This is a genomic window from Brachybacterium sp. GCM10030252 (genome assembly GCF_042666535.1).
Lineage (GTDB): Bacteria > Actinomycetota > Actinomycetes > Actinomycetales > Dermabacteraceae > Brachybacterium.
The window spans coordinates 135,143-159,013 of sequence record NZ_JBHTDM010000007.1; the positions used below are offsets into that span (position 1 = coordinate 135,143).

General features: G+C 73.1%; 19 protein-coding genes. 4 read left to right on the plus strand and 15 right to left on the minus strand.

All coding sequences use genetic code 11. From position 1 onward, the window contains the following. Positions 1-6: 6 nt before the first annotated feature. The 5 genes from ACFQRJ_RS06980 to ACFQRJ_RS07000 form a co-directional block, all read right to left on the minus strand. Positions 7-1,965 (minus strand): thioredoxin-like domain-containing protein, encoded by a 1,959-nt coding sequence (locus ACFQRJ_RS06980; protein ID WP_377018260.1) that lies wholly within the window; start codon positions 1,963-1,965, stop codon positions 7-9. 70 nt (positions 1,966-2,035) lie between these two features. Further along, positions 2,036-2,716: an HAD family hydrolase gene (locus tag ACFQRJ_RS06985; RefSeq protein WP_377018261.1), complete on the minus strand. Its 681-nt coding sequence runs from the start codon at positions 2,714-2,716 to the stop codon at positions 2,036-2,038. After that, positions 2,713-3,417: an HAD family hydrolase gene (locus ACFQRJ_RS06990; RefSeq protein WP_377018262.1), complete on the minus strand. Its 705-nt coding sequence runs from the start codon at positions 3,415-3,417 to the stop codon at positions 2,713-2,715. Before ACFQRJ_RS06990 ends, ACFQRJ_RS06985 begins: the two co-directional genes overlap by 4 nt. A 71-nt stretch (positions 3,418-3,488) precedes the next feature. Then, complete coding sequence (locus ACFQRJ_RS06995; RefSeq protein ID WP_377018263.1) at positions 3,489-4,787, minus strand: O-acetylhomoserine aminocarboxypropyltransferase/cysteine synthase family protein; 1,299 nt, start codon at positions 4,785-4,787, stop codon at positions 3,489-3,491. 149 nt (positions 4,788-4,936) lie between these two features. Then, positions 4,937-6,724, minus strand: coding sequence for an ABC-F family ATP-binding cassette domain-containing protein (locus tag ACFQRJ_RS07000; protein WP_377018264.1), 1,788 nt, complete (start codon positions 6,722-6,724; stop codon positions 4,937-4,939). A 162-nt stretch (positions 6,725-6,886) separates the two neighbouring features. On the opposite strand from ACFQRJ_RS07000, the gene ACFQRJ_RS07005 reads away from it, so the two are divergent. From ACFQRJ_RS07005 to ACFQRJ_RS07015, 3 genes are all read left to right on the plus strand, one after another. Beyond that, on the plus strand, positions 6,887-7,867 hold the full coding sequence (locus ACFQRJ_RS07005) for an L-lactate dehydrogenase (protein WP_377018265.1): 981 nt from the start codon (positions 6,887-6,889) through the stop codon (positions 7,865-7,867). A gap of 112 nt (positions 7,868-7,979) precedes the next feature. Beyond that, positions 7,980-9,029, plus strand: a complete 1,050-nt coding sequence (locus ACFQRJ_RS07010) for an N-acetylglucosamine kinase (protein WP_377018266.1) — start codon at positions 7,980-7,982, stop codon at positions 9,027-9,029. Positions 9,030-9,181: 152 nt separating this feature from the next. Beyond that, positions 9,182-10,606, plus strand: a complete 1,425-nt coding sequence (locus tag ACFQRJ_RS07015) for a flavin-containing monooxygenase (RefSeq protein WP_377018267.1) — start codon at positions 9,182-9,184, stop codon at positions 10,604-10,606. A 10-nt stretch (positions 10,607-10,616) separates the two neighbouring features. Here ACFQRJ_RS07015 and ACFQRJ_RS07020 read toward each other — a convergent pair whose 3' ends face one another. The 10 genes from ACFQRJ_RS07020 to ACFQRJ_RS07065 all read right to left on the minus strand — a co-directional run bounded on the left by ACFQRJ_RS07020 (position 10,617) and on the right by ACFQRJ_RS07065 (position 23,128). Continuing rightward, the gene (locus ACFQRJ_RS07020) at positions 10,617-12,395 is read right to left on the minus strand and encodes a CopD family protein (RefSeq protein WP_377018268.1); all 1,779 of its coding nucleotides are present in this window, start codon (positions 12,393-12,395) and stop codon (positions 10,617-10,619) included. Further along, complete coding sequence (locus ACFQRJ_RS07025) at positions 12,392-12,802, minus strand: fluoride efflux transporter FluC (RefSeq protein WP_377018269.1); 411 nt, start codon at positions 12,800-12,802, stop codon at positions 12,392-12,394. The genes ACFQRJ_RS07020 and ACFQRJ_RS07025 overlap by 4 nt, the downstream gene beginning before the upstream one ends. After that, positions 12,799-13,524, minus strand: coding sequence for a fluoride efflux transporter FluC (locus ACFQRJ_RS07030; protein ID WP_377018270.1), 726 nt, complete (start codon positions 13,522-13,524; stop codon positions 12,799-12,801). Before ACFQRJ_RS07030 ends, ACFQRJ_RS07025 begins: the two co-directional genes overlap by 4 nt. 187 nt (positions 13,525-13,711) lie before the next feature. Beyond that, a complete protein-coding gene (locus ACFQRJ_RS07035; RefSeq protein ID WP_377018271.1) occupies positions 13,712-15,271 on the minus strand; it encodes a dihydrolipoamide acetyltransferase family protein in 1,560 nt (519 codons plus the stop codon). 37 nt (positions 15,272-15,308) lie between these two features. After that, positions 15,309-16,292, minus strand: coding sequence for an alpha-ketoacid dehydrogenase subunit beta (locus ACFQRJ_RS07040; protein ID WP_377018272.1), 984 nt, complete (start codon positions 16,290-16,292; stop codon positions 15,309-15,311). Then, complete coding sequence (locus ACFQRJ_RS07045) at positions 16,289-17,530, minus strand: thiamine pyrophosphate-dependent enzyme (protein WP_377018273.1); 1,242 nt, start codon at positions 17,528-17,530, stop codon at positions 16,289-16,291. Before ACFQRJ_RS07045 ends, ACFQRJ_RS07040 begins: the two co-directional genes overlap by 4 nt. Before the next feature lie 92 nt (positions 17,531-17,622). Then, positions 17,623-19,110, minus strand: a complete 1,488-nt coding sequence (locus ACFQRJ_RS07050) for a glycoside hydrolase family 3 N-terminal domain-containing protein (protein ID WP_377018274.1) — start codon at positions 19,108-19,110, stop codon at positions 17,623-17,625. A gap of 17 nt (positions 19,111-19,127) precedes the next feature. Further along, positions 19,128-20,396, minus strand: coding sequence for a Gfo/Idh/MocA family protein (locus ACFQRJ_RS07055; protein ID WP_377018275.1), 1,269 nt, complete (start codon positions 20,394-20,396; stop codon positions 19,128-19,130). Between the two features lie 65 nt (positions 20,397-20,461). After that, a complete protein-coding gene (locus tag ACFQRJ_RS07060) occupies positions 20,462-21,790 on the minus strand; it encodes a nitrate/nitrite transporter (protein ID WP_377018276.1) in 1,329 nt (442 codons plus the stop codon). 222 nt (positions 21,791-22,012) lie between these two features. Then, on the minus strand, positions 22,013-23,128 hold the full coding sequence (locus ACFQRJ_RS07065; RefSeq protein ID WP_377018277.1) for a histidinol-phosphate transaminase: 1,116 nt from the start codon (positions 23,126-23,128) through the stop codon (positions 22,013-22,015). A 242-nt stretch (positions 23,129-23,370) separates the two neighbouring features. On the opposite strand from ACFQRJ_RS07065, the gene ACFQRJ_RS07070 reads away from it, so the two are divergent. After that, positions 23,371-23,832, plus strand: a complete 462-nt coding sequence (locus ACFQRJ_RS07070; RefSeq protein ID WP_377018278.1) for a hypothetical protein — start codon at positions 23,371-23,373, stop codon at positions 23,830-23,832. Positions 23,833-23,871: the final 39 nt, after the last annotated feature.

Consider the following 23,871-nt stretch of genomic DNA (forward strand, 5'->3'; position numbering starts at 1 on the left):
GGCGACTCAGGCGAGCAGGGACAGATCCAGGTGGGTGGGTGCGCCCTCGACGATCCGGATCGGGACTCCCCAGTCCTGCTGGTGCATGTGGCAGGCGGGGAACTCGACGGCGGGGTCGGCATCGCAGGATGCGGCGCGCGCATTGACGTGCAGAACGCCCTCACCGTAGGCGGGATCCAGCTCGATCGTGCGCTCCAGGGGCGTGTCGACCCCTCCGCCGCTGGTCAGCATGGCGGACGGCGTGGTGGACACGGTGACCTGGGTGGAGGGCCCGAGGGAGTCGTCGAGCTTGTGGCCCTCGGGCGGGGTGAACAGCACACGGAGCGTGATCGGGCCCGGACCCATCTCGGTCACCGGGCGTTCGGAGCGCTGGGCGCCCTCGTCGATGACCCGCTCGGCGGCCTTGGCCACGGGGACCCAGGTGACGCGGTGGGCGCCGGACTCGACGACGATCAGCTGGCCGATGCCGTCGACCGGGGGGCCGACGATCGCGTCGGACGGCTCCTTGAGGTCGGTGGCGACCGTCACGACGGTCACGGCGGCGACGGGCGGGGTCTCCTCCCCGTCGGCGTCGACCTCCCCGGAATGCTCCTCGATGAGGCGGATGGCGCCGTTGTAGGTGTCCGCCACGGCGATCCGGCCGTCGGGCAGGGCGGTCACGCCCAGCGGGTGCTGGAGACGGGCGACGCCGTCCGGACCGGCGGGGCCGTCGACATGGCCGAAGTCGAACAGCCCCTCGCCGACGAGGGTGCTCACGAGCATCGTGTGCGGGTCCAGCGTCCGCACCGCCGAGCTCTCGGCATCGGCGACGACGAGACGACCGTCGGGCAGCTCGTCGACCCCGGAGGGCTGTGCCCACCAGGAGGTGACGGCGGGGCCGTCCACGAGGCCCTCCTGCGTGGTGCCGGCGAGCACCATCAGAGCCCCGGTGACGGGGTCGAAGGTCCATATCTGGTGGATGCCGGCCATGGCGATCACGGCGCGGGAGAGCACGTGCGACCAGGTCAGGTCCCACGGGGTCGAGAGGGCATACCCACGGGCATCGCCCTCGCCGCGGGGCAGGGGCTCGCCCTGCATCCACTGCGCTCCGGAGCCGGCGACGGTGTGCACCTCGGTGGCGGTCCGTGAGCGCAGCAGTCGGTCCTGGCCGACCTTCACGCCGCGCAGCGTGTGGCCGGCGGTATCGGCCACCAGCAGGTCGTAGCCGACCTCGGCGGCGACCTCGTCGGGCAGGGCGAGGACGCCGTTGGGCTCGGCGAACTGAGCGCGCTCCCCCTCCCCGTCCACGTGCCCGCGGTGACCGGTGCCGATGATCTCGTCGACGGTCACGCCGTCGTTCTGGAAGACCACCAGACGGTGCTGGCCGGCGTCGGAGACGACCAGACGGCCATCGGGCAGGGTGGTGAGCTTGGAGGGGAAGCGCAGGGTCTGCTGGGGCCGTTCGGCGATCACGGTGGGGGCCGGTCCGCGGCGCAGCGAGCCGTCGGCCTCGCCCTCGCCGACGAGCCGCTCGATGAGCGCGTCGAGGTTCGCGGCATGGCCCTCGCCGGAGAGGTTCCCCGCGATGCGGCCCTGGGTGTCCAGGACCATCAGGGTCGGCCAGGCGCGGGCACCGTACTCGGTCCACGTCTCCAGCTCGGGATCGTCGATGACGGGGTGATCGACCTCGTAGCGCTCGATGTTCGCGGCGAGCGCGTCGGGGTCCTTCTCGAACTCGAACTTCGGGGAGTGGACGCCGACCACGACGAGCTCGTCGGCCCACTTCTCCTCCAGCGGCCGCAGCTCATCGAGCACGTGCAGGCAGTTCACGCAGCAGAACGTCCAGAAGTCCAGCAGCACGATCTTGCCGCGCAGGGCCTCCAGGTCGAGTTCGGCGCCACCGGTGTTCAGCCAGCCGCGGCCGCGCAACGGGGAGCCGTGGGCGCGGGCGGTCAGCGGCGCAGAGGGGTCGGAGGGTGTGGTCATGGGGACCAGTGAACACCGCGTCGATGGGCAGTGGCCAGTCGGCGTGACATGCGTGGACTTCGCCTCATGGTCACCAGGTCTCGATCCATGCGGCCAGGTCGGGGTCGGTCAAGTCCTCGAGCACCAGGTCAGCCGGAGGCGCAGGGTGCCCCGAAGTGGGCACCGCGATCAGACGCAGACCGGCGTCACGGGCGGCGCGTGCGCCGGTGCCGGAATCCTCGAGAGCGAGCGTGTCCCCCGGCGCGACGCCGAGAGCGCGGGCCGCCGCGGCGTACATGTCCGGGGCGGGCTTGCCGCGTTCGACGGTGTCGGAGGCCTCGAGCACGGCGAAGTGCTCTCGGAGCCCGCCGAGGGTGAGCTTGTGCTCGAGCGCCTCGAGCCAGGAGTTCGAGGCGCATCCCAGCGGGACGCGGGCCCCGGCCCGCCGCACGATCTCCTCGGCGCCCGGCATCACGCGGATCGCGCCGGCCAGTTCGCGCTCGAACTCCCGGTGCAGATCGTCCAGGACCCGCTGCTCCTCGGCGCGGGCCCTGCGGGCGATCAGGGCCGCGGCGACCTGGATGGTCGAGCCGTGCAGCTCGGCGTGGTCCTCGTCCTTCAGCGTCGCCTGCACCCCGGCCACGACACTGTCCTGAGCGCGCTGCCAGACCCTCTCGGTGTCCAGCAGCAGTCCGTCGCAGTCGAAGACGACCGCCCGCGGAGTCCAGTCCCCGAAGGCCTCCGTGAACCGGGCCGGGGCCGCGACGCTCATCGGGTGCTCCCCCAGCCGGCGATCCAGTCGGCCAGCACCGCGTCGGTCAGGGAGCTGAGCCGGCGCGGGGCCCGCGGATCCTGCCCGGGGATCGAGGGGACCGCGATCAGCTGCAGCCCGGCGGCCAGTGCCGCCTCGGCCCCGGTCTCCGAGTCCTCGAATCCGAGGCAGTCGGCGGGATCGGCCCCCAGGGCGCGCGCCGCGGCGAGGTACATCTCCGGGGAGGGCTTGGGGGCGGCGACGTCCTCGATGGCGATCGAGACGTCCACGACGTCGGCGATGCCGAGCTCGGCCAGCTTGACCTCCAGCATCTCCCGCGGGGAGTTGGAGGCCACGGCGACCGGCTTCACGCCGGCGATGGTTCGCAGCGTCTCGAGCGCCCCGGGCAGCGGGGTGAGCTTCTCCCCGATGGTGCTGCGATGCTCCTCGAGGAGCTCGCGGCCCACCAGCTGGGGATCCTTGCCGACGGCCTCGGCGATGGCGAGGACGACGATCTCGGCGGCCCGGCCGGTCAGGGCGCGCCGCGCCTCCGGGTCCAGCGCCGCGCCGTGCCGGGCGAGGTAGTCCTCCTGCAGCAGCACCCAGCGGCCTTCGGTGTCCACCAGCAGCCCGTCGCAGTCGAAGATCACGGCGCTCGGGGTCCACACCGGTGGCCAGCGATCGAGCGGGACGGACGGCAGGGGCGCGGGCTGGTTGCTCATGATGTGCCCAGCGTATCCAGCTCGCCTGGCCGGCGGCACAACGGCCGCAGTCGTGCTCCGCCCCTGCCGGCTCACGCGGAGACGGCGGCCAGTCCCTGCTCGAGGTCGGCGAGGATGTCGTCGATGTGCTCGATGCCGACGCTGAGCCGCACGAAGCCGGGTTCGACGCCGGCGGCGCGCTGCTCGGCTTCGCTCAGCTGCGCGTGGGTGGTCGAGGCCGGGTGGATCACCAGCGAGCGCACGTCACCGATGTTGGCGACGTGGGAGTGCAGGGTCAGGGCGTCGACGAAGCGCCGGCCGGCCTCGACCCCGCCGGGCAGGACGAAGCCCAGCACGCTGCCGGCGCCCTTGGGGAGGTACGTGTCCGCCGTCGCCTTGTAGGGCGAGGACTCCAGCGACGCCCAGGTCACCGAGGACACCCGCTCGTCGGCCTCGAGGAAGGCGGCGACCCGGCGGGTGTTGGCCAGGTGGCGCTCCATGCGCAGCGGCAGCGTCTCCAGGCCCTGCCCGATGAGGAAGGCGTTGAACGGGGAGATGGCCGGCCCCAGGTCGCGCAGCAGGTTGGTGCGGGCGCGGGTGGCGAAGGCGGCGGGCACCGTGGAGAAGACCAGCCCCTTGTAGGACTCGTCGGGCTGGGTGAACTGCGGGTACTTCTCGGCGTGGGCCGTGAAGTCGAAGCTGTCACCGTCGACGATGACGCCGGCGATCGAGGTGCCGTGGCCGCCCAGGAACTTGGTGGCGGAATGGACGACGACGTCCGCCCCGTGCTCGAGCGGCCGCAGCAGGAAGGGGGTGGCCACCGTGTTGTCCACCACCAGCGGCACACCGACCTCGTGCGCGACGTCGGCGATCGCGCGCAGGTCGGGCAGGTCGTGCTTGGGGTTGGGGATGGACTCGACGAAGAAGGCCCGGGTGGTCTCGTCGGCCGCGGCCCGCCAGGACTCGGGGTCGGTGGGGTCCTCGATCCACTGCGGGGTGATCCCGAGCCGGGACAGGGTGTGCTTGAAGAGGTTGAACGAGCCGCCGTACAGGCTCGGGGAGACGGCCACGGAGTCCCCGGCGCCGGCCAGATTGAGGATCGACAGGCTGATCGCGCTCTGGCCGGAGGCGACCAGGAGCCCGGCCGCGCCGCCCTCGAGCGCGGCGATCCGGTCCTCGACCGCTGCCTGGGTGGGATTGGTGATGCGGGTGTAGATCGGAGCGGCCTCGGCCAGGGCGAAGCGGTCCGCGGCCGATTCCGCGCTGGGGAAGACGAAGCTCGTCGTCTGCTGGATCGACAGGGCGCGAGCCCCGGAGCCCGGATCCGGCTCCTGCCCGGCGTGGATGGCGAGGGTCTCGAACTGCTGCGGTGTCGCGGACGTGTCGGTCATGGCGCTCCTCCTGAGAACGGGGTCGAGTTCACAGTGACGCACCGCGGCGAGCGACGCCGACCTCCGTGAACTCGTGTGACGCCACCGGCCGGACGGTGGGAGACCGACGGTGCCGCAGCCGATGCCCCCTGCCGACCACGCAGGGCGGGTCATGCCAGCTCGAGCACCTCGCCCTGCCAGCGCTTGCGCAGCCAGCGATCATGGGAGGCGATCAGCACCGTGCCGTTCCAGTCCTGCAGGGCCTGCTCGAACCGGGTGGCGGTGACCAGGGCCAGGTGGTTCGTGGGCTCATCGAGCACCAGCAGCTCGGGCGGATCCAGCAGGAGGGCTGCGAGCATCACGCGGCGCAGCTGGCCGCGGGAGAGCTGATCGAGCGGCCGGGAGAGGTCGCGGGGGTGGACCAGGCCGAACAACTCGGGCACGGCGCCGTCCTCGAGCGGAAGCTGGGCGGAGCCAGTCGCTGCGGCGCGCAGGTGCTCATCGACGGTGCGCCCCGGGATCGCCTCGTCGTCCTGCCCGAGGTGACCGATGCGCAGACCGCGGGGCCGGTCGATGCTGCCCGCCGTCGGCTCGAGCGCCCCGGTCACCGTGTCCAGCAGAGTCGACTTCCCCGACCCGTTGGACCCGGTGACCAGCAGCCGCTGACCGGCGGCGAGGCTGAACGAGGTCGGCGCGAGGCGGCCGGAGACCGCTGCCCGGCTCGCCGTCACCAGCACGGCACCGTCCGCTCCCCCGCCACCCCGCCGCAGGGCCGACGGCAGGTGGGTGAAGTGCAGCTCGGCCGGGGGCTTGCGCACCTGCTCCGCCTCGAGCTGCTCGAGGCGGGCCCGGGCCTCCCGCAGTCGCCGCGAGACGGTCTTGGCGTTGCGGTCGGCGTAGAACTTCTTGGCGGCCCTGGCCTCGGTGCGCGGGCCCCGGCCCGCGTGGCCGACCTCCGCCGAATCCGTGACCGCCCGGCGCAGGGAGGTCAGCTCCTCCTGTTCAGCGCGGAACCGGTGCTCCCACCGCTCCCGCGCCTCGAGACGGGCCAGCAGGTAGTCGGAGAATCCCCCGGTGTACAGCGTCAGCCCGCCCGGCGGGGAGCCCACGGGGCTCTCGGCGGGATCCAGGTCGAGCTGGGCGAGCGTGGCGTGGTCGAGGAAGGCCCGGTCGTGGCTGGCGATGAGCACCGGCCCCGGATGCTCGTGGATCGCGGAGGCCAGGAACGCGGCCCCGTCGTCGTCGAGATGATTGGTGGGCTCGTCCAGCAGCCACGTCGTGGGGCGGGCGATGAGGAGATGGGCGAGGGCGAGCCGCTCCCGCTGGCCGCCGCTGATCCGGTCGAGTCGGGTGCTCCGGCCCGGGCCGTCGAGATGGAGACCGGCCAGGACCGTCTCGGCGCGGCGGTCGGCGTTCCACACGTCGGCCAGAGTCGCCTCGGCCAGCAGCTGGTCGTATCGGCGGGCCGCCTCGGGGGCCGGCTCACCGGTCCCGCCGGCGAGCGCCTCCCCTGCCCGCGCGAGCTCGCGCTCCAGGCGGCGAGAACGGGCCAGCGCATCGGCGACGACGTCGGCGAGGGTGGCGGACCCCGGGAACGGCAGCTCCTGGTGGAGCAGGCCGACGGGGCCGGGCGCTGAGACGGTTCCGCCCTCGGGCTGCAGGGCACCGGCGAGGATGCGCAGCAGCGTGGACTTGCCGCTGCCGTTCTCCCCGAGCAGGCCGGTGGGGCGTCCCGCGGGCACCACGAGACTGATATCGGTCAGCACGCGCCGGTCGGGAAAGGAGAAGGAGATCCCCTCGGCGCGCAGGTGCAGGGCGGGGTCCGCGGCCGCGGCTCCGGCGACGGAGGACGCGGCTGCCCCGGCGACGGAGGACGCGGCTGCTCCGGCGACGGAGGGCGCGGCGGCCCCGGCGGCGGATCGATCGGTCGGGGCGGTGGGACGGGGATGCGAGGGCATGGATCAGCTCCTGGTCGCGGGAAGCGGCGATGGACGGGGCTGATCAGATGCGCACGGGGCGAGTCTAAGAGCGGCGCGGGAACGGCGTCGACTGTTTTTCCCGGCGAAGCTTTCTCCCGGATCGCTCTGTGCACGGAGGGCCCCGGCACCCACACTGGTGCCATGAGCACCGTCGCCCCCGCCGTCGCGCCACCCTCGGCCGCCCCCAAGCTCGCCGTCGTCGGAGCCGGTTCCGTCGGCTCCTCCGTCGCCTACGCCGCCATGCTGCGCGGCTCGGCCCGCACCATCGCCCTGTACGACGTGAACACCGCCAAGGTCGACGCGGAGGTGCTCGATCTCGCCCACGGCAGCTCGCTGGCCTCCGGGGCCGAGGTGATCGGCGGGGACGACATCTCCGTCGTCGCCGGGGCCGACGTCGTGGTGATCACAGCCGGTGCCCGGCAGAAGCCCGGCCAGACCCGCCTCGAGCTGACCGGGACCAATGTCGCGATCCTGCAGAGCCTGCTGCCGCAGCTGCTCGAGCAGGCACCGGATGCTGTGTACGTGCTGGTGACGAACCCTGCCGACGTGCTGGCCCTGGCCGCGGCCCGCATCTCCGGCCTCCCCCGCGGGAGGGTGATGAGCTCGGGAACCGTGCTGGACACCTCCCGGCTGCGCTGGCTGCTGGCCACCCGGCTCGGGGTCTCCTCCCGCAGCGTGCACGCCACCATCGTCGGCGAGCACGGCGACAGCGAGTTCGGCCTGTGGTCCTCCGCCAGCATCGGCCAGGTGCCGCTGACGGGCTGGCTCGATGCCGAGGGGCGACCTGCGCTGGACCGCACCGCGCTCGAGGAGCTCGAGCGCGAGGTCGCCGGGGCCGCGTACACGGTGATCCAGGGCAAGGGCGCCACCAACCTCGCGATCGGCGTGGCGGCGGCCCGCATCGTCGAGGCCATCGTGCGCGATGAGAACGCGGTGCTGCCGGTCTCGATGCCGCTGGAGGGGTGGCACGGACTGGACGACGTCGCGATGTCGATGCCGACGGTGGTGGGCCGGGCGGGCGCCGTCCGGCGTCTCGAGGTGCCGATGGACGATCGGGAGCTGGCGCGGATGCACGCCTCGGCCGAGGCGATGCGCGAGGTCCAGGCCGGGCTGGACCTCTGAACCGGCCCAGGCCCCTGCACCGGTCGGTGCACGTCCACCGGGGGCACCGGGCCCCGCACGCCGCCCTACGATGGGGTCCGACCGCGCGGGGAACGACCGAGGGAGCATCGCCATGGACGCCGACATCTCTGCACCGTCCGGCGCTGGAGCGTCCGCTGCTGGAGCGTCCGGCCCCGCACCGTCGCGCGCGGTCATCGCCGGGGACATCGGGGCGACCACATCGCGTGTCGTCCTCGCTCGCCTCGATCCCTCCGCGCCGGGACCCGACGTGCTCGCCGAGGCGGAGGGACCGGGCGCGAACCTGCGCTCGTCCGGGGCGGAAGCCCTGGACCACCTCACCGGCACGATCCGCGAGGTGCTGGAGCGCGGCCATCAGCAGCTCGGCCGCGCGCCGGAGGTCGCCGCCCTCGCGCTGGGGATCTCCGGTGCCGGACCGGCCCGGGCCGAGGACGTGCGCCGCTCCGTCGGCGAGCGCGTGGCTGCCCTCGGCATCGCCTCGGATCGGGTGCTGATCACCGATGACCTGCACACCGCCTTCCTCGCCGGGGACGTGGGCGATGACGGACTGCTCGTGCTCGCCGGCACGGGCGCGGTCGCCGTCCGCTTCCGCGGTCGCGAGCCGGTGGCCCGGCGCGACGGGATGGGCTGGCTCCTCGGCGACATCGGTTCCGCCGTCTGGCTGGGCCGGCGCACCCTGCAGGCGGTCGCCGCCGACATCGACGGCCGCGGCCGTCGCACGCTGCTGACGGAGCAGGTCGGCGACATGCTCGAGCTGGATCTGCGGGACGGGCTGGTCCCGCCCTCCCCCACCGGTGATCCGCGCCAGGACCTCATCCGGGCCCTGGACGAGCAGCTGCCCGCCGGTGCCCCCGCCGCCCTCGGCCGGTTCGCGCAGCTGCCGGCGACCGTCCCCGAGGATCCGGCGGCCCGCGACATCCTCGACACCGCGATCAGGCACGTCATGGACACCGTGCGCGCCCTGGACGCCGAGGCCGCCCTGCCCGTGGTGCTGGCCGGCTCGGTGCTGGCCACTCCGGGCCCGATCCACGACGAGGTCGTCACGGGCCTGCAGTCCGACGGCCGCCCCTTCTGCGCCGTCACCACGGGCCTGCCCGGGGCCCTGCTGCTGGCTCGGGAGAAGGCCGCCTCCCTCGAACCGTGAGCACGGGCCCACCGGCTCCCCTCCGCTCGCTCCGCCGCGGCCGTGCCGCCCGCGGCGGACGACTAGGATGGCCAGCGTCTGCCCGCCGCTGAGACCGGTGGCCGGGTCCGTCCCGGTCGCCGCGCGCCACCCGACTCGGAAGGCTCTTCCCGATGCCCGAGCTCCACGACGAGATCCCCACCCGCGAGAAGGTGCTGGTCATCGGCGCCGGCCCGGCCGGCCTGGCGGCCGCCGCGGCGCTGAAGGCGCTGGATCTCCCCTTCGACCTGGTCGACCGCGCCAAGCACGTCGGCGGGATCTGGAACGAGGAGCGCGAGGACACCCCGATCTGGCCGGCGATGGAGATGATCTCCTCGCGCGAGTTCACGCAGTACGAGGACATGCTGCAGCCGGTCTCCTTCCCCGAGTACCTGCGGCCGGCGCACATGGCGAAGTACCTGCGCGCCTACGCGGCCCGCCACCAGCTGACCGAGCACTTCCGCCCCGGCGTCGAGGTGCGCTACGCCCGCCCCTTCGAGGACAACGTGTGGCAGGTCGAGCTCTCCACCGGCGAGATCATGATCTACCGCGCCGTGATCTCCGCCCACGGCATCTCCGAGCGCCCGCACCGCCCCGCCTGGGCGGCCGAGGTGCCCTCCTCCATCAAGGTCATCCACTCCAAGGACTGGACCGGGCCCGACGGGCTGGAAGGCCAGCGGGTGCTGGTCGTCGGCTCCGGGCAGTCCGCGGCGGACATCGCGGTCGATGCCGCGCGCCGGGCCCTCGAGGTCGGCTGGTCGGTGCGCACCGGGCACTGGGTCGTCCCTCGCCGCATCGGGGGCGTCCCGGGCGACGTGGCCGCCGCCCGGGAGCCGGCCGTGCTCGGAGCCCTGAACGGGAAGATCGCCGAAGCCGTGATCGGCCGCCGCGTGGGCAACCCGGCCGACGTCGGCCTCCCGCGCCCGGCCGCGCCGCTGCTGGAGGACACCGTGATCGTCTCCGACGAGGTGCTCGATCGCGTGCGTGAGGGCCGCATCACTCCCGTCGGCGAGATCGCCGGGATCGCCCACAACGGCACCCTCACCCTCGCCGGTCATGGCGGTCCCGCCGCCCACGGCGACTTCGCCCCGGACCTGATCGTGCTCGCGACCGGCTACGAATCCGGCGCGGGCCACCTGCCCGAGGACGTCGTGCCGCGCACCGCCGGCGGTGACCTCGATCTGTTCCTCGGTGTGTTCCCCCGTGGCCGCGACGACCTGGTGGTCCTCGGCCAGCAGCGCGGCCCCGGCGGGATGCTGCCGGTCCTGGTCCAGCAGGCCGATATCGCCGCCTACCTGCTGCATGCCGCCCGCGAGGGCTCGCCCGCGCTCCAGGACTTCCAGCGCCTGCGCGCCGGCTCGGAGAACGCGGTGGCCACCGCCCGCGCCACCGGCGACGCCGGTCTGCTCGGGCGGATCGGCGGCGTGCTCGGCGCGAACCGCGTCCGTGCCCGCTCGGCCGGGATCTCCTCGGGCGGGGAGGGTGAGAAGCTGGTGCCGGCGGCGGACCGCGAGACCCTGCTGGCCCGCCTGCGCACGGTGCGCGACCTGTTCGAGTGACCCCCGCGGGTCAGCGTGATCGCTGCGACGCAGGACGGCGCACGGCGAGCGCCGCGACGGCAGCGGCCGCGAGGGACACGACCGCGACAGCGATCCCGCCGCGCTGCTGATCGGCCAGGGCGTCGGGCCACCACCGGCGCCCGGTGGCCCCGAACCAGCTCGCCGCGATCAGCGTGTCGGTGCTGAGCAGCACCACTGCCCCGGCGACCGCGAGCGCCAGCGGAACGGCGATCACGAGGATCCTTGCCCGGACCCCCGCGAGGCTGCGCACCGCGAAGGTCACCACCGCACCGCCGGTCAGTGCCAGAACCTGCAGCACCAGGTGTCCGGCGTGTCCTTCCAGGGCGATCCGCAGCAGCGGCCCGGCATAGACGCCCGCGAGCAGGGCCACCGGCGCGCCCGCCACCAACGCGGCGAGCCAATGTCGGCCGCTGAGTGCCCTCCGCATCCGGGCAGGAACCGCCAGCGCGGTGCCCAGCAGCACGCCAGCGACCGCCAGCAGCAGCACGTGCTGCAGCAGGTGCGCGGAGACCAGCACCTTGCTGTACACGGTCAGCGGGCCGCTGGTCAGCACTACCAGCACGACCGCTCCCAGCACCAGACGGATGCTCGCGCTCCGCGTCCGCTGCGGGCCGCGCGGCCGCCACCACACCAGCAGCAGCACGCAGGCGAGCATCATGCCGAACGGTGCGGGGCGCCACGCGGTGAGGACCGTGCCCAGGTCCGGGGCCGGAGGCAGGGGGTAGCCGGTGAGGATCCCGGCCGGGCCCGCCGGCGGGATGCCCTCGGCGGCCGGCGGCGGCGAGGAGCTCATGGCCGCGGCGATCGCCACGGCCAGACCCATCAGCGCGAGCTCGAGAACGGCCAGCCGACGATAGATGCCGGCCGCACGGTGCCCCGGGCCCTCGGCCGCGAAGCCCGTGGCGAGCTGGCGGCGCTGGATGACACCGAGCCCGCCGAGGGCCACCAGCAGGACGGCCTTGGCCAGCCCCAGCTGCACATACGCGCTGGTGAGAACCTCCGAGGGAGCGTTCATGCGCACCGACAGCGCCCACACCCCGCTGACCGCCAGAGCGATCCAGCAGATCAGCGCCAGATGGGAGAAGCCGCGCACCACGGTCGCATCGTCCCGGGCGGTGGACGGCAGCAGCTGCAGCACCGCCAGTCCGCCCAGCCAGATCCCGACGGCCAGCAGATGGATGAGCATCGTGGAGGTGGCCACCTCGTGGTTCTGCCCGCCCCCGGCGTGGCCGGTCATCGCGCTGGCGAAGGCGACCAGCCCGGCCGCGACGGCAACCGTCCGGGCGATGCCGCGGGAGGTGCCGGCGACCGCGATCGTCGTGGCGGCCGCGGCGATCACCAGGGCGCTGACCAGCCAGACGCCGAGGTCGGTGGCCAGGAACACCTCGAGGTCGGAGCCGAAGCGCACCGACCCGACGGCCTGCCCCGTGGCCACGGCGTAGGAGAAGGCGAGGGAGGTGCCTCGGGCGAGCGTGGTGATACCGGCCGCGACGGCGACCGCGGTCATGACTCGGGCGCGGTCGGCCTCCGCGTGCAGCAGCCAGCCGGCGACGACGGCACCACCCAGGGTCACGGCCGCCGCGAGGTCCGCGAGCATCGCGGAGACCGGCGCTCCGGCGCGTGCCATCGCCCCGGCGCCGCGCAGCACGAGGTTGCCGCCGCCGGCGGCACCGGCCGCGAGGACCGAGATCACGGCCAGCACGGTGAGCGCACCGAGGAGGATCGCGACGACCAGCGCAGCAGGTCGCCGTGCGGAGAGCGTGCTCACGAGGCGATCACCAGGCCCGACCACAGGGCGGCCATACCGGCGCCGATGCTCAGCAGGAAGTAGGCGACGCTCATGGCGATGCGGCCCCGGCGGATCAGATCGACCACGTCGACCGCGGCGGTCGAGAGCGTGGAGAGGCCGGCGCAGACCCCGGCCGCGAGCAGCAGGTACGCGAGTTCGGCGGGACCGGTGGCGGCGCCGAGCCGGGCGACGATGAGGCCGAGCAGGAAGCAGGCCACGACGTTGACGGCGAAGGTGAGCCAGGGCCGGACCCGTTCCTCGGCTCCGCTGCTGCGACCGGCCGCCCAGCGCAGTCCGTACTCCCGCACGCCCCATCGCAGCACGGAGCCTGCCGCCCCGCCGAGGCTGACCAGCAGCATGCCCAGCAAGAAGGTGCCGGCGTTCATGTGGCGCTCCCCTCGTCCGTGGACGCGGTCCCGTCGGCCCCTGCCTCATCCCGCTGAGCGCGCGAGCGCCGCTGGCCTCGCTGGCGCCTCGAGCCGCGCCGGACCCTCGAGCCCTCCTGATCTCTCGTGCCCCGCTGGCCCCTCGAGTCCCGCTGGCCTCTCGAGCTCTCAGCCATCCGCTGCGCGATGCGGCGCCCGGCGAGCATGCCGATCACCACCGCGCCCAGGCACACGACCACGGTGAGCAGGGCGTAGCCGAAGGCCTTGAGGGGGAAGTCGGCGCCGATCATGGCAGAGCCCTCGAGGACCACGGTGGACATGGTGGTGAATCCGCCGCACAGTCCGGTGCCCAGCAGCGGCTGGACCCACGGACCGGCCCGGCGCACTTCCAGCACCCCCGTCAGCGCCCCCAGGGCGAGGCAGCCGATCGCGTTGACCCAGAACGTCGCCCAGGGCACCTCGACCAGGGTGGGGGTGGTGACGGTCGGCGCCAGGATCGTGATGACGAAGCGCAGCATCGACCCCAGCGCACCGCCTGCGGCGACCATCAGCGCGATCTTCCACCACGCCCAGGGCACGTCCACCGGGCCCGACCCGATGGTCTCGGACTCGGTCTCCCACTCGTCCGCGCCCTCGAAACCCAGCGCCGCCATCTCCGCCGTCTGCATCCGCGGGTCATCGCGCCGCGACGCGGGCGGCTGCGGATCAGGGCTCGAAGTCACCGGGTCAGGGTACCGACGCGCGGGGCGCCCCGGTCCCAGGGTGCGGGCTCGTCGCTCGACGCTCCGCTCTCTCGGCTGATCTCCTCCCGCTCGATCAGCGCTCCGCTCTCTCGGCTGATCTCCTCCCGCTCACCCGGTGCCGCCGACTCGCAAGCTCGCCGACGACCCCGGGCTCGCCGGTCGTCGATCAACCCCATACCAGGCCCAGGGCGGGGTCCTCCAGCACGGCGGAGATGTCGCGCAGCAGCTCGGCGCCGAGGGCGCCGTCGATCAGGCGGTGGTCGAAGCTCAGGGCGAGCTGGGCGATCTTGCGCGGCACGATCTGCCCGTCGACCATCCAGGGCTTCTCCTTGATGGCGCCGACGCCGAGGATCACCGACTCCCCCGGGTTCAGGATCGGGGTGCCGGAATCGATCCCGAACACACCGAAGTTGGTGATGGTGATGGTGCCCTCACGAGTGTCCGACAGGGAGGTGCGCCCGGCTCGCGCGGTCTTGGCCAGGTCATCGATCGCCTCGGCCAGCTCGCGCAGCGTCATCAGGTGCGCGTCCTTGACGTTGGGCACGATGAGCCCGCGCGGGGTGGCGGCGGCGATCCCCAGGTTCACGAAGTGCTTGTAGACGATCTCCTGGTTCTTCTCGTCCCACGAGGCGTTGACCTCGGGATTGCGGCGGATCGCCACCAGCAGGGCTTTCGCGACCACGACCAGGGGGCTGACCTTGACGTCGGCCCACTCCCTCGAGCTCTTGAGGTCCGCGATGATCTGCGCGGTCCGGGTCATGTCGATCTCGTTGAACACGGTCACGTGCGGGGCGGTGAAGGCGGAGGCCACCATCGCCTCGGCGGTGCGCTTGCGCACCGAGCGGATCGGCACGCGAGTGGTGCGCTCGTCGCTGCTGACCTGCGTGAACGACTGATCGCGGGTGGACTTCATGGCGCCGCCGAGCCCTTCGGGCACCTGCGGGGACTCTTCGGGGAAGTAGTGCCCGTCGTGCCCGGAGAGGCCCTCGCCGGACATCGCGCGCTGCTGGGCGGCGAGCACGTCGGCGCGGGTGACCGTCCCGTCGGGCCCGGTGGCGAACACGTCGGCCAGGGCGATGCCGAGATCCCGGGCGAGCTTGCGCACCGGCGGCTTGGCGAGGATGCGGTCGATGGGCACCTGCGCCTCGTCCTGCTGGGCGGCGCGGCGGCGGCGACGGCGCTGCGGGGAGGCGGAGGCACCGTAGCCGACCAGGTTCTTGGGTTCCTCCTCGGCAGGCGTCGCCGGAGCGCCCTCGGCGGCCCCGGCACCTCCGGCCGCGTCGGCAGGCTCCTGCTGGGGTGCCACTTCGGCCGCGGTCTGCACGCTCTCGGCGGCCGCCTCGGCAGCAGGGGCATCGGCGGCCGCCTCGGGCGCATCGGCCGGGGCGGGCTGCCCGGCAGCCTGGTCCGCGCCCGGTGCCGACGGGGCCGGCCCGCCGGCGGTGTCGACCTCGATCAGGTCGGTGCCGACGGGGACCTCGTCGCCGACCGAGACCAGGATCGCGGTGACGGTGCCGGAGACATGACTGGGCAGCTCGACCGCGCTCTTGGCGGTCTCCACCTCGGCCACGGGATCGTTGATGGCGATGGTGTCGCCGACGGCGACCTTGATGTCGATGATCTCGCCCTCGGTCAGGCCCTCGCCGGGGTCGGTGAGGGGGATCCGGACGATCGAGGACGAGGCCGCGGACGACCCGGAGGACGAGGACTGCGAGGACGAGCTCATGGCAGGAATCCTTTCACGCGGGCGACGGGCGCTGCCGTCAGTGCTCGAGCAGACGGTCCACGCCGTCGAGCACCCGGTCGAGGTCGGGCAGGAAGGCGTGCTCCATGCGCGCCGGCGGATAGGGCAGGTGGTAGCCGCCCACGCGCAGCACGGGCGCCTCGAGGTGGTAGAAGCACTCCTCGCTGATGCGAGCGGCGATCTCGCCGCCGAGGCCGCCGAGCACGGGGGCCTCGTGCACGATCAGCAGCCGCCCGGTGCGCTTGACCGAGGCGGCGATGGTGGGGACGTCGATCGGGGACAGCGACCGGGCGTCGACCACCTCGAGCTCGATCCCGTCCTCGGCCGCGGCCTGGGCGCTCTCGAGGGCCAGCGGCATGCTCGGTCCCCAGGCGAGCAGGGTGGCGTCGGTCCCGGGGCGGACCACCGCGGCCTGCCACGGGGTCAGCTCGGGGCGATGGTCGGGGTCGACGTCGCCCTTGACCCAGTAGCGCCGCTTGGGCTCGAGCATGATCACCGGGTCCTCGCACTCGATCGCCTGGCGCGTCATCCAGTACGCGTCCTGCGCGTTCGCCGGTGCCAGGATCCGCAGCCCGGCGGTGGGGGCGAACAGCGCCTCGGGGCTCTCGGAGTGGTGCTCGACCGCGCCGATCCCGCCGCCGTGGGGGATGCGGATGACGATCGGCATCTTCACCCGGCCCAGGGTGCGGTTGTGCATCTTCGCGACCTGCGTGGTGATCTGGTTGAACGCCGGGTAGACGAACCCGTCGAACTGGATCTCGAGCACCGGCCGGTAGCCGCGCACGGCGAGGCCGACGGCGGTGCCGACGATGCCGGCCTCGGCCAGCGGGGTGTCCACCACGCGCTGGGAGCCGAATTCGGCGTGCAGCCCGTCGGTGACGCGGAAGACGCCGCCCAGGATGCCGATGTCCTCGCCCATCATCATCACCCGCTCGTCGGCGCGCATGGCGTCGCGCAGTCCGGCGGTGATGGCCTTGGCGATCGGAAGGTTCGTGCTGCTCATCGGTGCGCCCCTCCGGTCTGATCCGCGCCCTCGCCTGCTGGACCCCCGTCCTCGCCCTCGTCCTCGAACTGGGAGATGTACTCGAGGTAGGCCTCCCGCTCGGCGTCGACGATCGGGTGGGGCTCGGCGTAGGCGTGGTCGAACATGCCCACCGGGTCCGGGTCCTCCATGCCGTGGATGTGGTGGTGCAGCTGCATGGCGAGGTCGTGCGCCTCCTGGTCGCAGCGGGCGATGAAGTCCTCGTCGATCTCGCCGAGCTGCTCGAGGTGACGGCGCAGCCGCAGGATCGGGTCCTTCGCGGCCCACTCCTCCTCCTCGGAGGCGGGGCGGTACCGGGAGGCATCGTCGCTGGTGGTGTGGGCTGCCATGCGGTAGGTGACAGCCTCGATGAAGCGCGGCCCCTCCCCTGCCCGGGCGGCGTCCATCGCGGAGCGGACGGTGGCGAGCACGGCGAGCACGTCATTGCCGTCGACCCGCACCGAGGGGATACCCCAGCCGCGGGAGCGCTGGGCCAGCGGCACTCGGGACTGCACCGCGGCGGGCACGGAGATGGCCCACTGGTTGTTCTGGGTGTAGAAGACGACCGGGGCCTGGAACGAGGCGGCGAAGGTGAAGGACTCGGCGACCTCGCCCTCGCTGGAGGCGCCGTCACCGAACAGGGCGAGCACCGAAGTGTCGGTCGCGGTGTCCCCGGTGCCGACGACGCCATCGCGCTGCAGGCCCATGGCGTAGCCGACCGCGTGGGGGGCCTGCGCGCCGAGGACGATCATGTACGGGTGGGTGCGCAGCTCGTTGGGGTCCCAGCCGCCGTGGCTGATGCCGCGGTAGAGCTCCAGCAGGCGCCACGGCTCGATGCCGCGGGCCCAGGCGATGCCGTGCTCGCGGTAGGTCGGCACCAGGTAGTCCTGCTCGCGGGAGGCGTGGCCGGCGCCGATCTGGGCGGCCTCCTGGCCCAGGGCGCTGGCCCAGAGCCCGAGCTGGCCCTGGCGCTGGAGGCTGGTGGCCTCGAGGTCGGCGGCGCGGATCATCACCATGTCGCGGTAGTAGCCGCGCAGGCGCTCCGGGGTGGCCAGGTCGTCCCCGTCGCCGGATGCGGCACCGCCTGACGCCGAGCCGCCGTGGCCGGCGAGCACGGCGTCCATCTCGTCGTGGGGGGTGCGGGTGCCGTCGGGCGCGAGGAGCTGGATCATCGGCTCCTGCTCCGCGACGGAGGGGATGGTCGTTGCGAACACACTCACGCCGGGGAGCGTAACCTACGGTGCCGTAGGGAATAAAGATCCGCTGGTCACAGCGGATGTCGCGGCCCCAGGGGTGAGTTGAGGTCGCGTGCTCACCGCCCGCGCAGCAGGAGGTCGACGGCGGCGCGCATCATGGTGCGGCCGGCGCCGTGGGCGAGGACCAGGCGGCGATGGTCCGGGGCGGCGTCGGGCACACCGGTGTGGACCACGATCGCGTCGGGCCGGCGCGCCAGCAGTGCGCTGAGGCGCGCCCCCTCGTCGGGGTCGCTGCGGGGCAGCCGGGTCAGTGCGAGGACCTGCGGAGCCGAGGTCAGCTGGTGGCTCTGGGCATCCTGGCCCGGATAGTCCGGCACGGTGGCCTGCACTCCCTGCTCGGCGAGTGCCTGGATCAATTGCGGAGCCCGGGCCCCGGAGGCGTGATCGGCGCGGGCACGGAGGTCCGCCACCAGCACTGGGCGCAGGTCCAGGTGGGCGTGGCGGCCGCGGACGGCGCGGGCGGCGGCGTCGGAGCCCAGTGCGTCGGCGTGAGCGAGCGCAGCGGGCAGTTCGGGAGCGGGGACGAATCGGCGGCGGGTGCGCAGACGGCGGCACTGCGCCCGGGTGCCCTCGGCCCGCGCATGCAGGCTCTCGCGGCTCAGCCGCCCGTCGGCGACGGCCGCCACCAGGGCGTCGTGCGCCTCGCGCAGCATGTGCCGGTCGTCGCGCCGGATGGAGGTGCCCAGGCACAGCAGGTCGGCCCCGGCCTCGGCGGCGCGCACCGCGGCCTCGCCGTAGCCGACGGTGCCGGCCACCGCGGCCATGTCGAGGGCATCGGTGATCACGAGGCCGTGGAAGGTGCCGCTGACGGCGCGGTCCAGCTCGGGGCGCGACCAGGACGAGATCGAGGCGGGCCCTTCCCCGAGGGAGGGGACCAGCACGTGCGCGGTCATCACGGCATCCAGCCACGGCGCGATGGACCACGGCGCGAGATGATCGCGCGTGAACTCCTCGCGGTCCAGCTCGATCAGGGGCAGGGCGGTGTGGGAGTCCGTGGCGGTGGCGCCGTGACCGGGGAAGTGCTTGGCGCAGGTGCCGAGCCCGGACTCGATCAGGCCTGCGGCGAACGCCTGGGCGTGGGCGGCGACCCGGTCCGGGTCGTCGCTGAAGGCTCGGGTGCCGATGACGGGGTTGGCCGGGTCGGTGGAGACGTCCAGGACCGGCGCCAGATCGAGGTCGATGTCGCAGGCGGCCAGGATGTCGCCCAGGGCGCTGCCGGCGTGGCGGGTCAGCTCCGGATCGTCGACCTCGCCGAGCGCCCAGGCCGTCGGCAGCGAGGAGCCGGTGGCCGCCTGGAGGCGGGTGACGTCCCCGCCCTCCTCGTCGATCGCCACCACGCAGTCCGCCGAGCGGGCGTGGACGGACCGGGACAGGGCGGCCGCGGTCTCGGGGTCCGGGGTGTTGTGCCCGAACAGGATCACCGAGGCCAGGCCCGCCTCGAGCACCTCGCCCATCCACTCCGGCAGCTGGGTGCCGGTCAACGGCGCCATCAGCACGCCGAGAGCGTCGCTGTCCCAGTGCCCGGCCGCCGGAGTGCTCGTCATGGAGCCATTGTGCGCGCTCAGCTCTCGATCAGCCGCTCCAGGGCGGCGACATCCAGAGGCTCCTGGTCGGCGTCGAGATCCTGCACGGGCAGCGGGCAGTCCCCGAGGTCGGCGATCGGCAGCCGCTCGCCGCCGTTGTTCATCGACTGGTGAGCGATGACGCCGGGCAGGGTGTACCGGGCGGCCTGCCAGGCGTTGACGGCGGGCTGCATGCCGTCGACCACGGCGCGCGCGAAGTCGTCGACCAGGAAGTGGTGGGCGCCCTCGTGCCCGTTGGGCATGCCATGGAACTGCTCGGGCAGCCGCGACTGGTGGTGGGCCGGGGAGCATCCGGCGACGAAGGCATCGCGCAGGGCCGGGGAGACGTCGGCCAGGCGGGGATCGTCCAGGCTCATGGTCGCCGCGGTGCGGATCGCGTCGCTCACGTCCAGCACGCGCTCCTTGTCGTGCCAGTAGGTGACGTCGATCGTCTCCTCGAACGAGGAGGCCTCGCCGAAGAAGCGGAAGCGCGACTCGCGCAGGTGCGAGGGGTAGCCCACGCGCCGCAGCTCGTTGGTGCGGAAAGCGCCGCCGTTGTCCATCTCGAACAGCGCGAAGGCGTTGGAGACGTCGTTGTCGAACATCGAGACGTCCTTGTCGAAGACGCCGTCGCCGCGGGTGTCGGGCCGGCCGATCGCCGAGACCGAGACCGCGTGGTTCTCGAGCACGCCGAGGATGCCGCCGATGGAGTGGGTGGGGTACAGCAGGGGCGGGTAGGAGGCGGTGGCCTTCCAGCCCTCGCCGCCGGAGTACTTGTAGGCGTCGTAGAAGCCCAGGTCCATGTCGTGGACGTAGTCGCCCTCGGCGTAGAACACCTCGCCGAAGACTCCGCTGCGATGCAGCCGCCGGGCGAGGACCACTGCCGAGTTGTACTGGCTGGTCTCCCCCATCATGTAGACCAGGCCCGTGCGCCGGACCTCCTCGGTGATCTGGCGGATCTCGTCCTCCGCGATCGCCATCGGCACCGCCGAGTAGACATGCTTGCCGGCGCGCAGCGCGGCCAGGGCGTGCTCGCCATGGGTCCAGCGCTGGGTGAAGATCGCGACCGCGTCGACGTCGGAGGCCAGCAGGTCCTCGAAGGTCTCGAAGCGTCCGGCGAAGTGCACGCCGCGGGCTTCGACGGCGTCGATCCGCTCCGGGATCGCGTCGACGGCGTACAGCTCGTCGATCTCGGGATGGGCCGCGAACAGTTCTGCGAAGTGCTTGCCGAACTGTCCGATCCCGACGATGCCGAGACTGAAAGACATACTTCCTCCTTGAAATTAAGTGTCGGAGGGAACGCTACGGCACGGCGCTCAGCCGCGGCAAGCGGTCACAGCCGGCGCCAGCGGCCGTTGCGCCACACTTCCCGCCATGGCGGCACCACCTCGCCGCGGGCAGCCATCCGGCGCCGGAGATTGCGCCGGGTGATGAGCATGCCCGCGGTGCCCACCAGGAGCATCGGGATCTGGACGGCGAAGGCGATGCGGAACGCCGCCAGGTCGTAGTTCCCGTCGGGCCGCAGCAGGTCGAGGATCATGCCGATCAGCAGGATGGCGATCAGGCCGCCGGAGAAGCCGCCCATGATCACCATCCCGGTGGCGGTGCCGAGGCGGTGTCGGGCCAGATCGGTGCGGGGGAAGTCGAAGCCGACGGAGCTGGCGGGCCCGCCGATGGAGAAGCCGGCCACCAGCACCAGCAGCAGCCAGATCGGGGCGGGACCGGGCCACAGCACCAGGGCCGTCAGCGGTACCGCGATCGTGCCCAGGATCAGCAGCACCAGGGACGAGCGCCGCAGCGGGTGGCGCTGGGTCAGGGCTCCGATCACCGGTCCCCCGATGATGGAGACCACCACCAGCACCGTCATCACCGCAGACGCCGCCGGCCGGCTGAGGCCCTCGCCGGCGGTGAGGTACGGATAGCCCCACATCATCGAGAAGGCGATGCCGGTGAACCCGGCCGTGAAGTGCGTGCAGAAGCCGAGCTGCGTGGCGGGGTGGCGGATGATGCGGCCGATGACCAGCGGGATCCGCGCGAGGTTCTGCTTCTGGCGGGGGCGCGGGATCCCCGGCGGGCTCGCGCGCACCACGAGCAGGGCGAGCAGGGCCGCGCAGCCGCTCACCCCGGCCGCGGCGCTGAAGGCCGTGCTCCAGCCGGCGACGGTCAGCACCGCCACGAAGGGGACCGCGGAGGCGATCTGCCCGACCTGGCCGAGGATGCCGGTGAGCTGGGTGAGGATCGGGACGCGGCCCGCGGGGAACCAGGCGGGCACCAGGCGCACGGCGCTGGAGAAGGTCAGCGCGTCGCCGGCCCCCACCACCACGCGGGCGAGGATCGCGAGGGCGACGGTGTCGGTCTGGGCGATCACGAGCTGCCCGGTGGCCATCAGCACCGCTCCGGCGGTGAGGGTGACGCGGGAGCCGTAGCGGTCCAGCAGCAGCCCGGCCGGGACCTGGGCGAGGGCGTAGACCAGCAGCTGGAGGACGACGAAGGTGGAGACGATGGTGGCGGAGGTGCCGAAGCGCTCGGTCGCCTCCAGCCCGGAGACACCCATCGTGGTGCGCTGCAGGACCGCGATCGCGTAGGCGACCAGGGCCGCACCCCAGACGACGTAGGCGCGGGGGCCGCCGAGTGTGCTGCTGTCGACGGCGCGGGCGCCCATGATCACCGTTCTTTCCTGCTCGCGAGGCTCGTGCTTCCTCGGCTCAGACACTACCCGTGGCCGGACTGCACACCCGAGCCGTGGCCTCCGCTTGCCACGGATCAGGCGATGCGATCGTGCTCGCCGCGCTCACCTATGCCGTCATCGGTGTCTTCGCCGTGATGAGTCTGCGCGGCAGCGGCCGGGGGCCGCACGATCTGGCGGCCGGGACCGTCGTGGTCCTCAGCGCTGCCGCCACTGCCCGGCGACCTCGATGAGCAGGTCGTTGGCCTCCTGCTCGGAGATCGTGGCGCGCACCCCGTCGGTGCCGTAGCCGCGCAGCACCAGCCCGCGCTCCTCGGCGAAGGCGGCGAATGCGGGGCTGTCCTCCCCCAGCGGGAAGTAGACGAAGTTGCCCTGCGACCTCGGCAGCTGCCAGCCCTGCCCGGCGAGCGCCGCGACGAGGCGGGAGCGCTCCTCGCGGATCCAGGCCGCGCGCTGATCCAGCTCCGCCTGCACGCCCGGCTGCAGGCTCGCCAGGGCCGCCACCTGCGCCGGGGCGCTCGCGCCGAACGGGACGGTGACCTGGCCCAGCGCACGGGCCAGGCGCGGGTGAGCCACGGCATAGCCGATGCGCAGCCCCGCCAGGCCCTGCATCTTGGAGAAGGTGCGCAGCAGCACCACGTTGCCGTGGCGGCGGAAGATCCCGGCCGTTCCCGCCACGGTCGCCGGGTCGTGGAACTCGCGGTAGGCCTCGTCGATCGCGACAACGACATGCTCGGGCACGCGGGCGAGGAAGCCCTCGATCTGTTCGGTCGACAGCGAGGGGCCGGTGGGGTTGTTCGGGGTGCACAGGATCACCAGGCGGGTGCGGTCGGTGACGGCGGCGGCCATCGACTCGAGGTCGTGCTCGTGCTCTGCCGTCAGCGGCACCTGGACGGGGGTGCCGCCGTGGGAGCCGACCAGGATCGGGTAGGCCTCGAAGGAGCGCCAGGCGTAGACGACCTCGTCGCCCTCGCCCACCAGGGCGCGCACCAGGTCGCCGCTGACGGCCACCGAGCCGGTCGACAGCGCGATCTGGGACGGGTCCACGCCGTGCTTGGCGCCGAGCGCCTCGCGCAGTGCATAGGCGGCCATGTCCGGGTACCGGTTGGCCTCGTCCATCGCGGCGACGACCGCGTCCCGCACGGCCGGCAGCGGCGGGAAGGGCGACTCGTTCGAGGACGCCTTGAAGCGGCGCCGGCCGTCGTCTCCGGCGGGCTTGCCCGCGACGTAGGCGGGCAGTGCCTCGAGCGCGGGGCGCAGGCGGACGGTCTCTGGGGGCTCGGGGTACCGGCCGGGGTCGGGAGGTGCGGACATGCGTTCAGGGTAGGACGAACGGGCGGCCTGTTCCGTGACGTCCGCGCCCGGCTCCGGGGCCCTGTCGAGCACCCCAGACGTCAGCCGACCTCGGCGGGCCGCAGCCCATGGGGACCTCTCCCCATCGCGCCGGGAAGGGCGTTCGGCGAGAATTGGTGCACAGTGCCGATCCTGGGATTTCCAGATGCTCACTATCGATGCCCAGCACGGGGTCGACGTTCGATTGCTGCCGGGAGGCATTGATGGGTGATCGCCGAGTCCTGACCTCCGCCGTCGTGATGATCACCGCTTCGCTCCTGAGCGGCTGCTCCCTCCTCGAGCACGACAGCCCTGTGGAGTCCTCGCCGGCCCCGACACCGAACGAGGGCTCCGGTCCCACCGGCGTGCACGTCGAGGGGGACGACGAGGAGTTCGGTGACGCCTGCACGACGGAGGGCGACTACACCGTCGACTCCTCGGTCGAGCGCAGCTTCGAGGAGATCCCGGAAGTGGACGGCGCCGAGCTGAGGGTCGCCCTGGGGTACGCCGCCTCGGACGGACCCTCGGCGCGCCTCTATCTCTCCGCCACCGGCCCGTCCTCCGCCGCCCCCGAGCAGTTCGACGGCAGTGTCGGGGACGCCCACGCGATCGAGGACTGGACGGTCACGATCACCTCGATCTGCGCTGACGAGGTGCGGTTCGACGTCGCAACCGAGGCACCGTAGGAATAGGGATATCCCCGATGCGTTCCCAGCCGGGGCGAG

Excerpts from the sequence above, each read along its gene's own strand:
- ACFQRJ_RS06980 (WP_377018260.1), bottom strand. The coding sequence starts at position 1,965 with ATGACCACACCCTCCGACCCCTCTGCGCCGCTGACCGCCCGCGCCCAC.
- ACFQRJ_RS06985 (WP_377018261.1), bottom strand. The coding sequence starts at position 2,716 with ATGAGCGTCGCGGCCCCGGCCCGGTTCACGGAGGCCTTCGGGGACTGG.
- ACFQRJ_RS06990 (WP_377018262.1), bottom strand. The coding sequence starts at position 3,417 with ATGAGCAACCAGCCCGCGCCCCTGCCGTCCGTCCCGCTCGATCGCTGG.
- ACFQRJ_RS06995 (WP_377018263.1), bottom strand. The coding sequence starts at position 4,787 with ATGACCGACACGTCCGCGACACCGCAGCAGTTCGAGACCCTCGCCATC.
- ACFQRJ_RS07000 (WP_377018264.1), bottom strand. The coding sequence starts at position 6,724 with ATGCCCTCGCATCCCCGTCCCACCGCCCCGACCGATCGATCCGCCGCC.
- ACFQRJ_RS07005 (WP_377018265.1), top strand. The coding sequence starts at position 6,887 with ATGAGCACCGTCGCCCCCGCCGTCGCGCCACCCTCGGCCGCCCCCAAG.
- ACFQRJ_RS07010 (WP_377018266.1), top strand. The coding sequence starts at position 7,980 with ATGGACGCCGACATCTCTGCACCGTCCGGCGCTGGAGCGTCCGCTGCT.
- ACFQRJ_RS07015 (WP_377018267.1), top strand. The coding sequence starts at position 9,182 with ATGCCCGAGCTCCACGACGAGATCCCCACCCGCGAGAAGGTGCTGGTC.
- ACFQRJ_RS07025 (WP_377018269.1), bottom strand. The coding sequence starts at position 12,802 with ATGAACGCCGGCACCTTCTTGCTGGGCATGCTGCTGGTCAGCCTCGGC.
- ACFQRJ_RS07035 (WP_377018271.1), bottom strand. The coding sequence starts at position 15,271 with ATGAGCTCGTCCTCGCAGTCCTCGTCCTCCGGGTCGTCCGCGGCCTCG.
- ACFQRJ_RS07040 (WP_377018272.1), bottom strand. The coding sequence starts at position 16,292 with ATGAGCAGCACGAACCTTCCGATCGCCAAGGCCATCACCGCCGGACTG.
- ACFQRJ_RS07050 (WP_377018274.1), bottom strand. The coding sequence starts at position 19,110 with ATGACGAGCACTCCGGCGGCCGGGCACTGGGACAGCGACGCTCTCGGC.
- ACFQRJ_RS07055 (WP_377018275.1), bottom strand. The coding sequence starts at position 20,396 with ATGTCTTTCAGTCTCGGCATCGTCGGGATCGGACAGTTCGGCAAGCAC.
- ACFQRJ_RS07060 (WP_377018276.1), bottom strand. The coding sequence starts at position 21,790 with ATGGGCGCCCGCGCCGTCGACAGCAGCACACTCGGCGGCCCCCGCGCC.
- ACFQRJ_RS07065 (WP_377018277.1), bottom strand. The coding sequence starts at position 23,128 with ATGTCCGCACCTCCCGACCCCGGCCGGTACCCCGAGCCCCCAGAGACC.
- ACFQRJ_RS07070 (WP_377018278.1), top strand. The coding sequence starts at position 23,371 with ATGGGTGATCGCCGAGTCCTGACCTCCGCCGTCGTGATGATCACCGCT.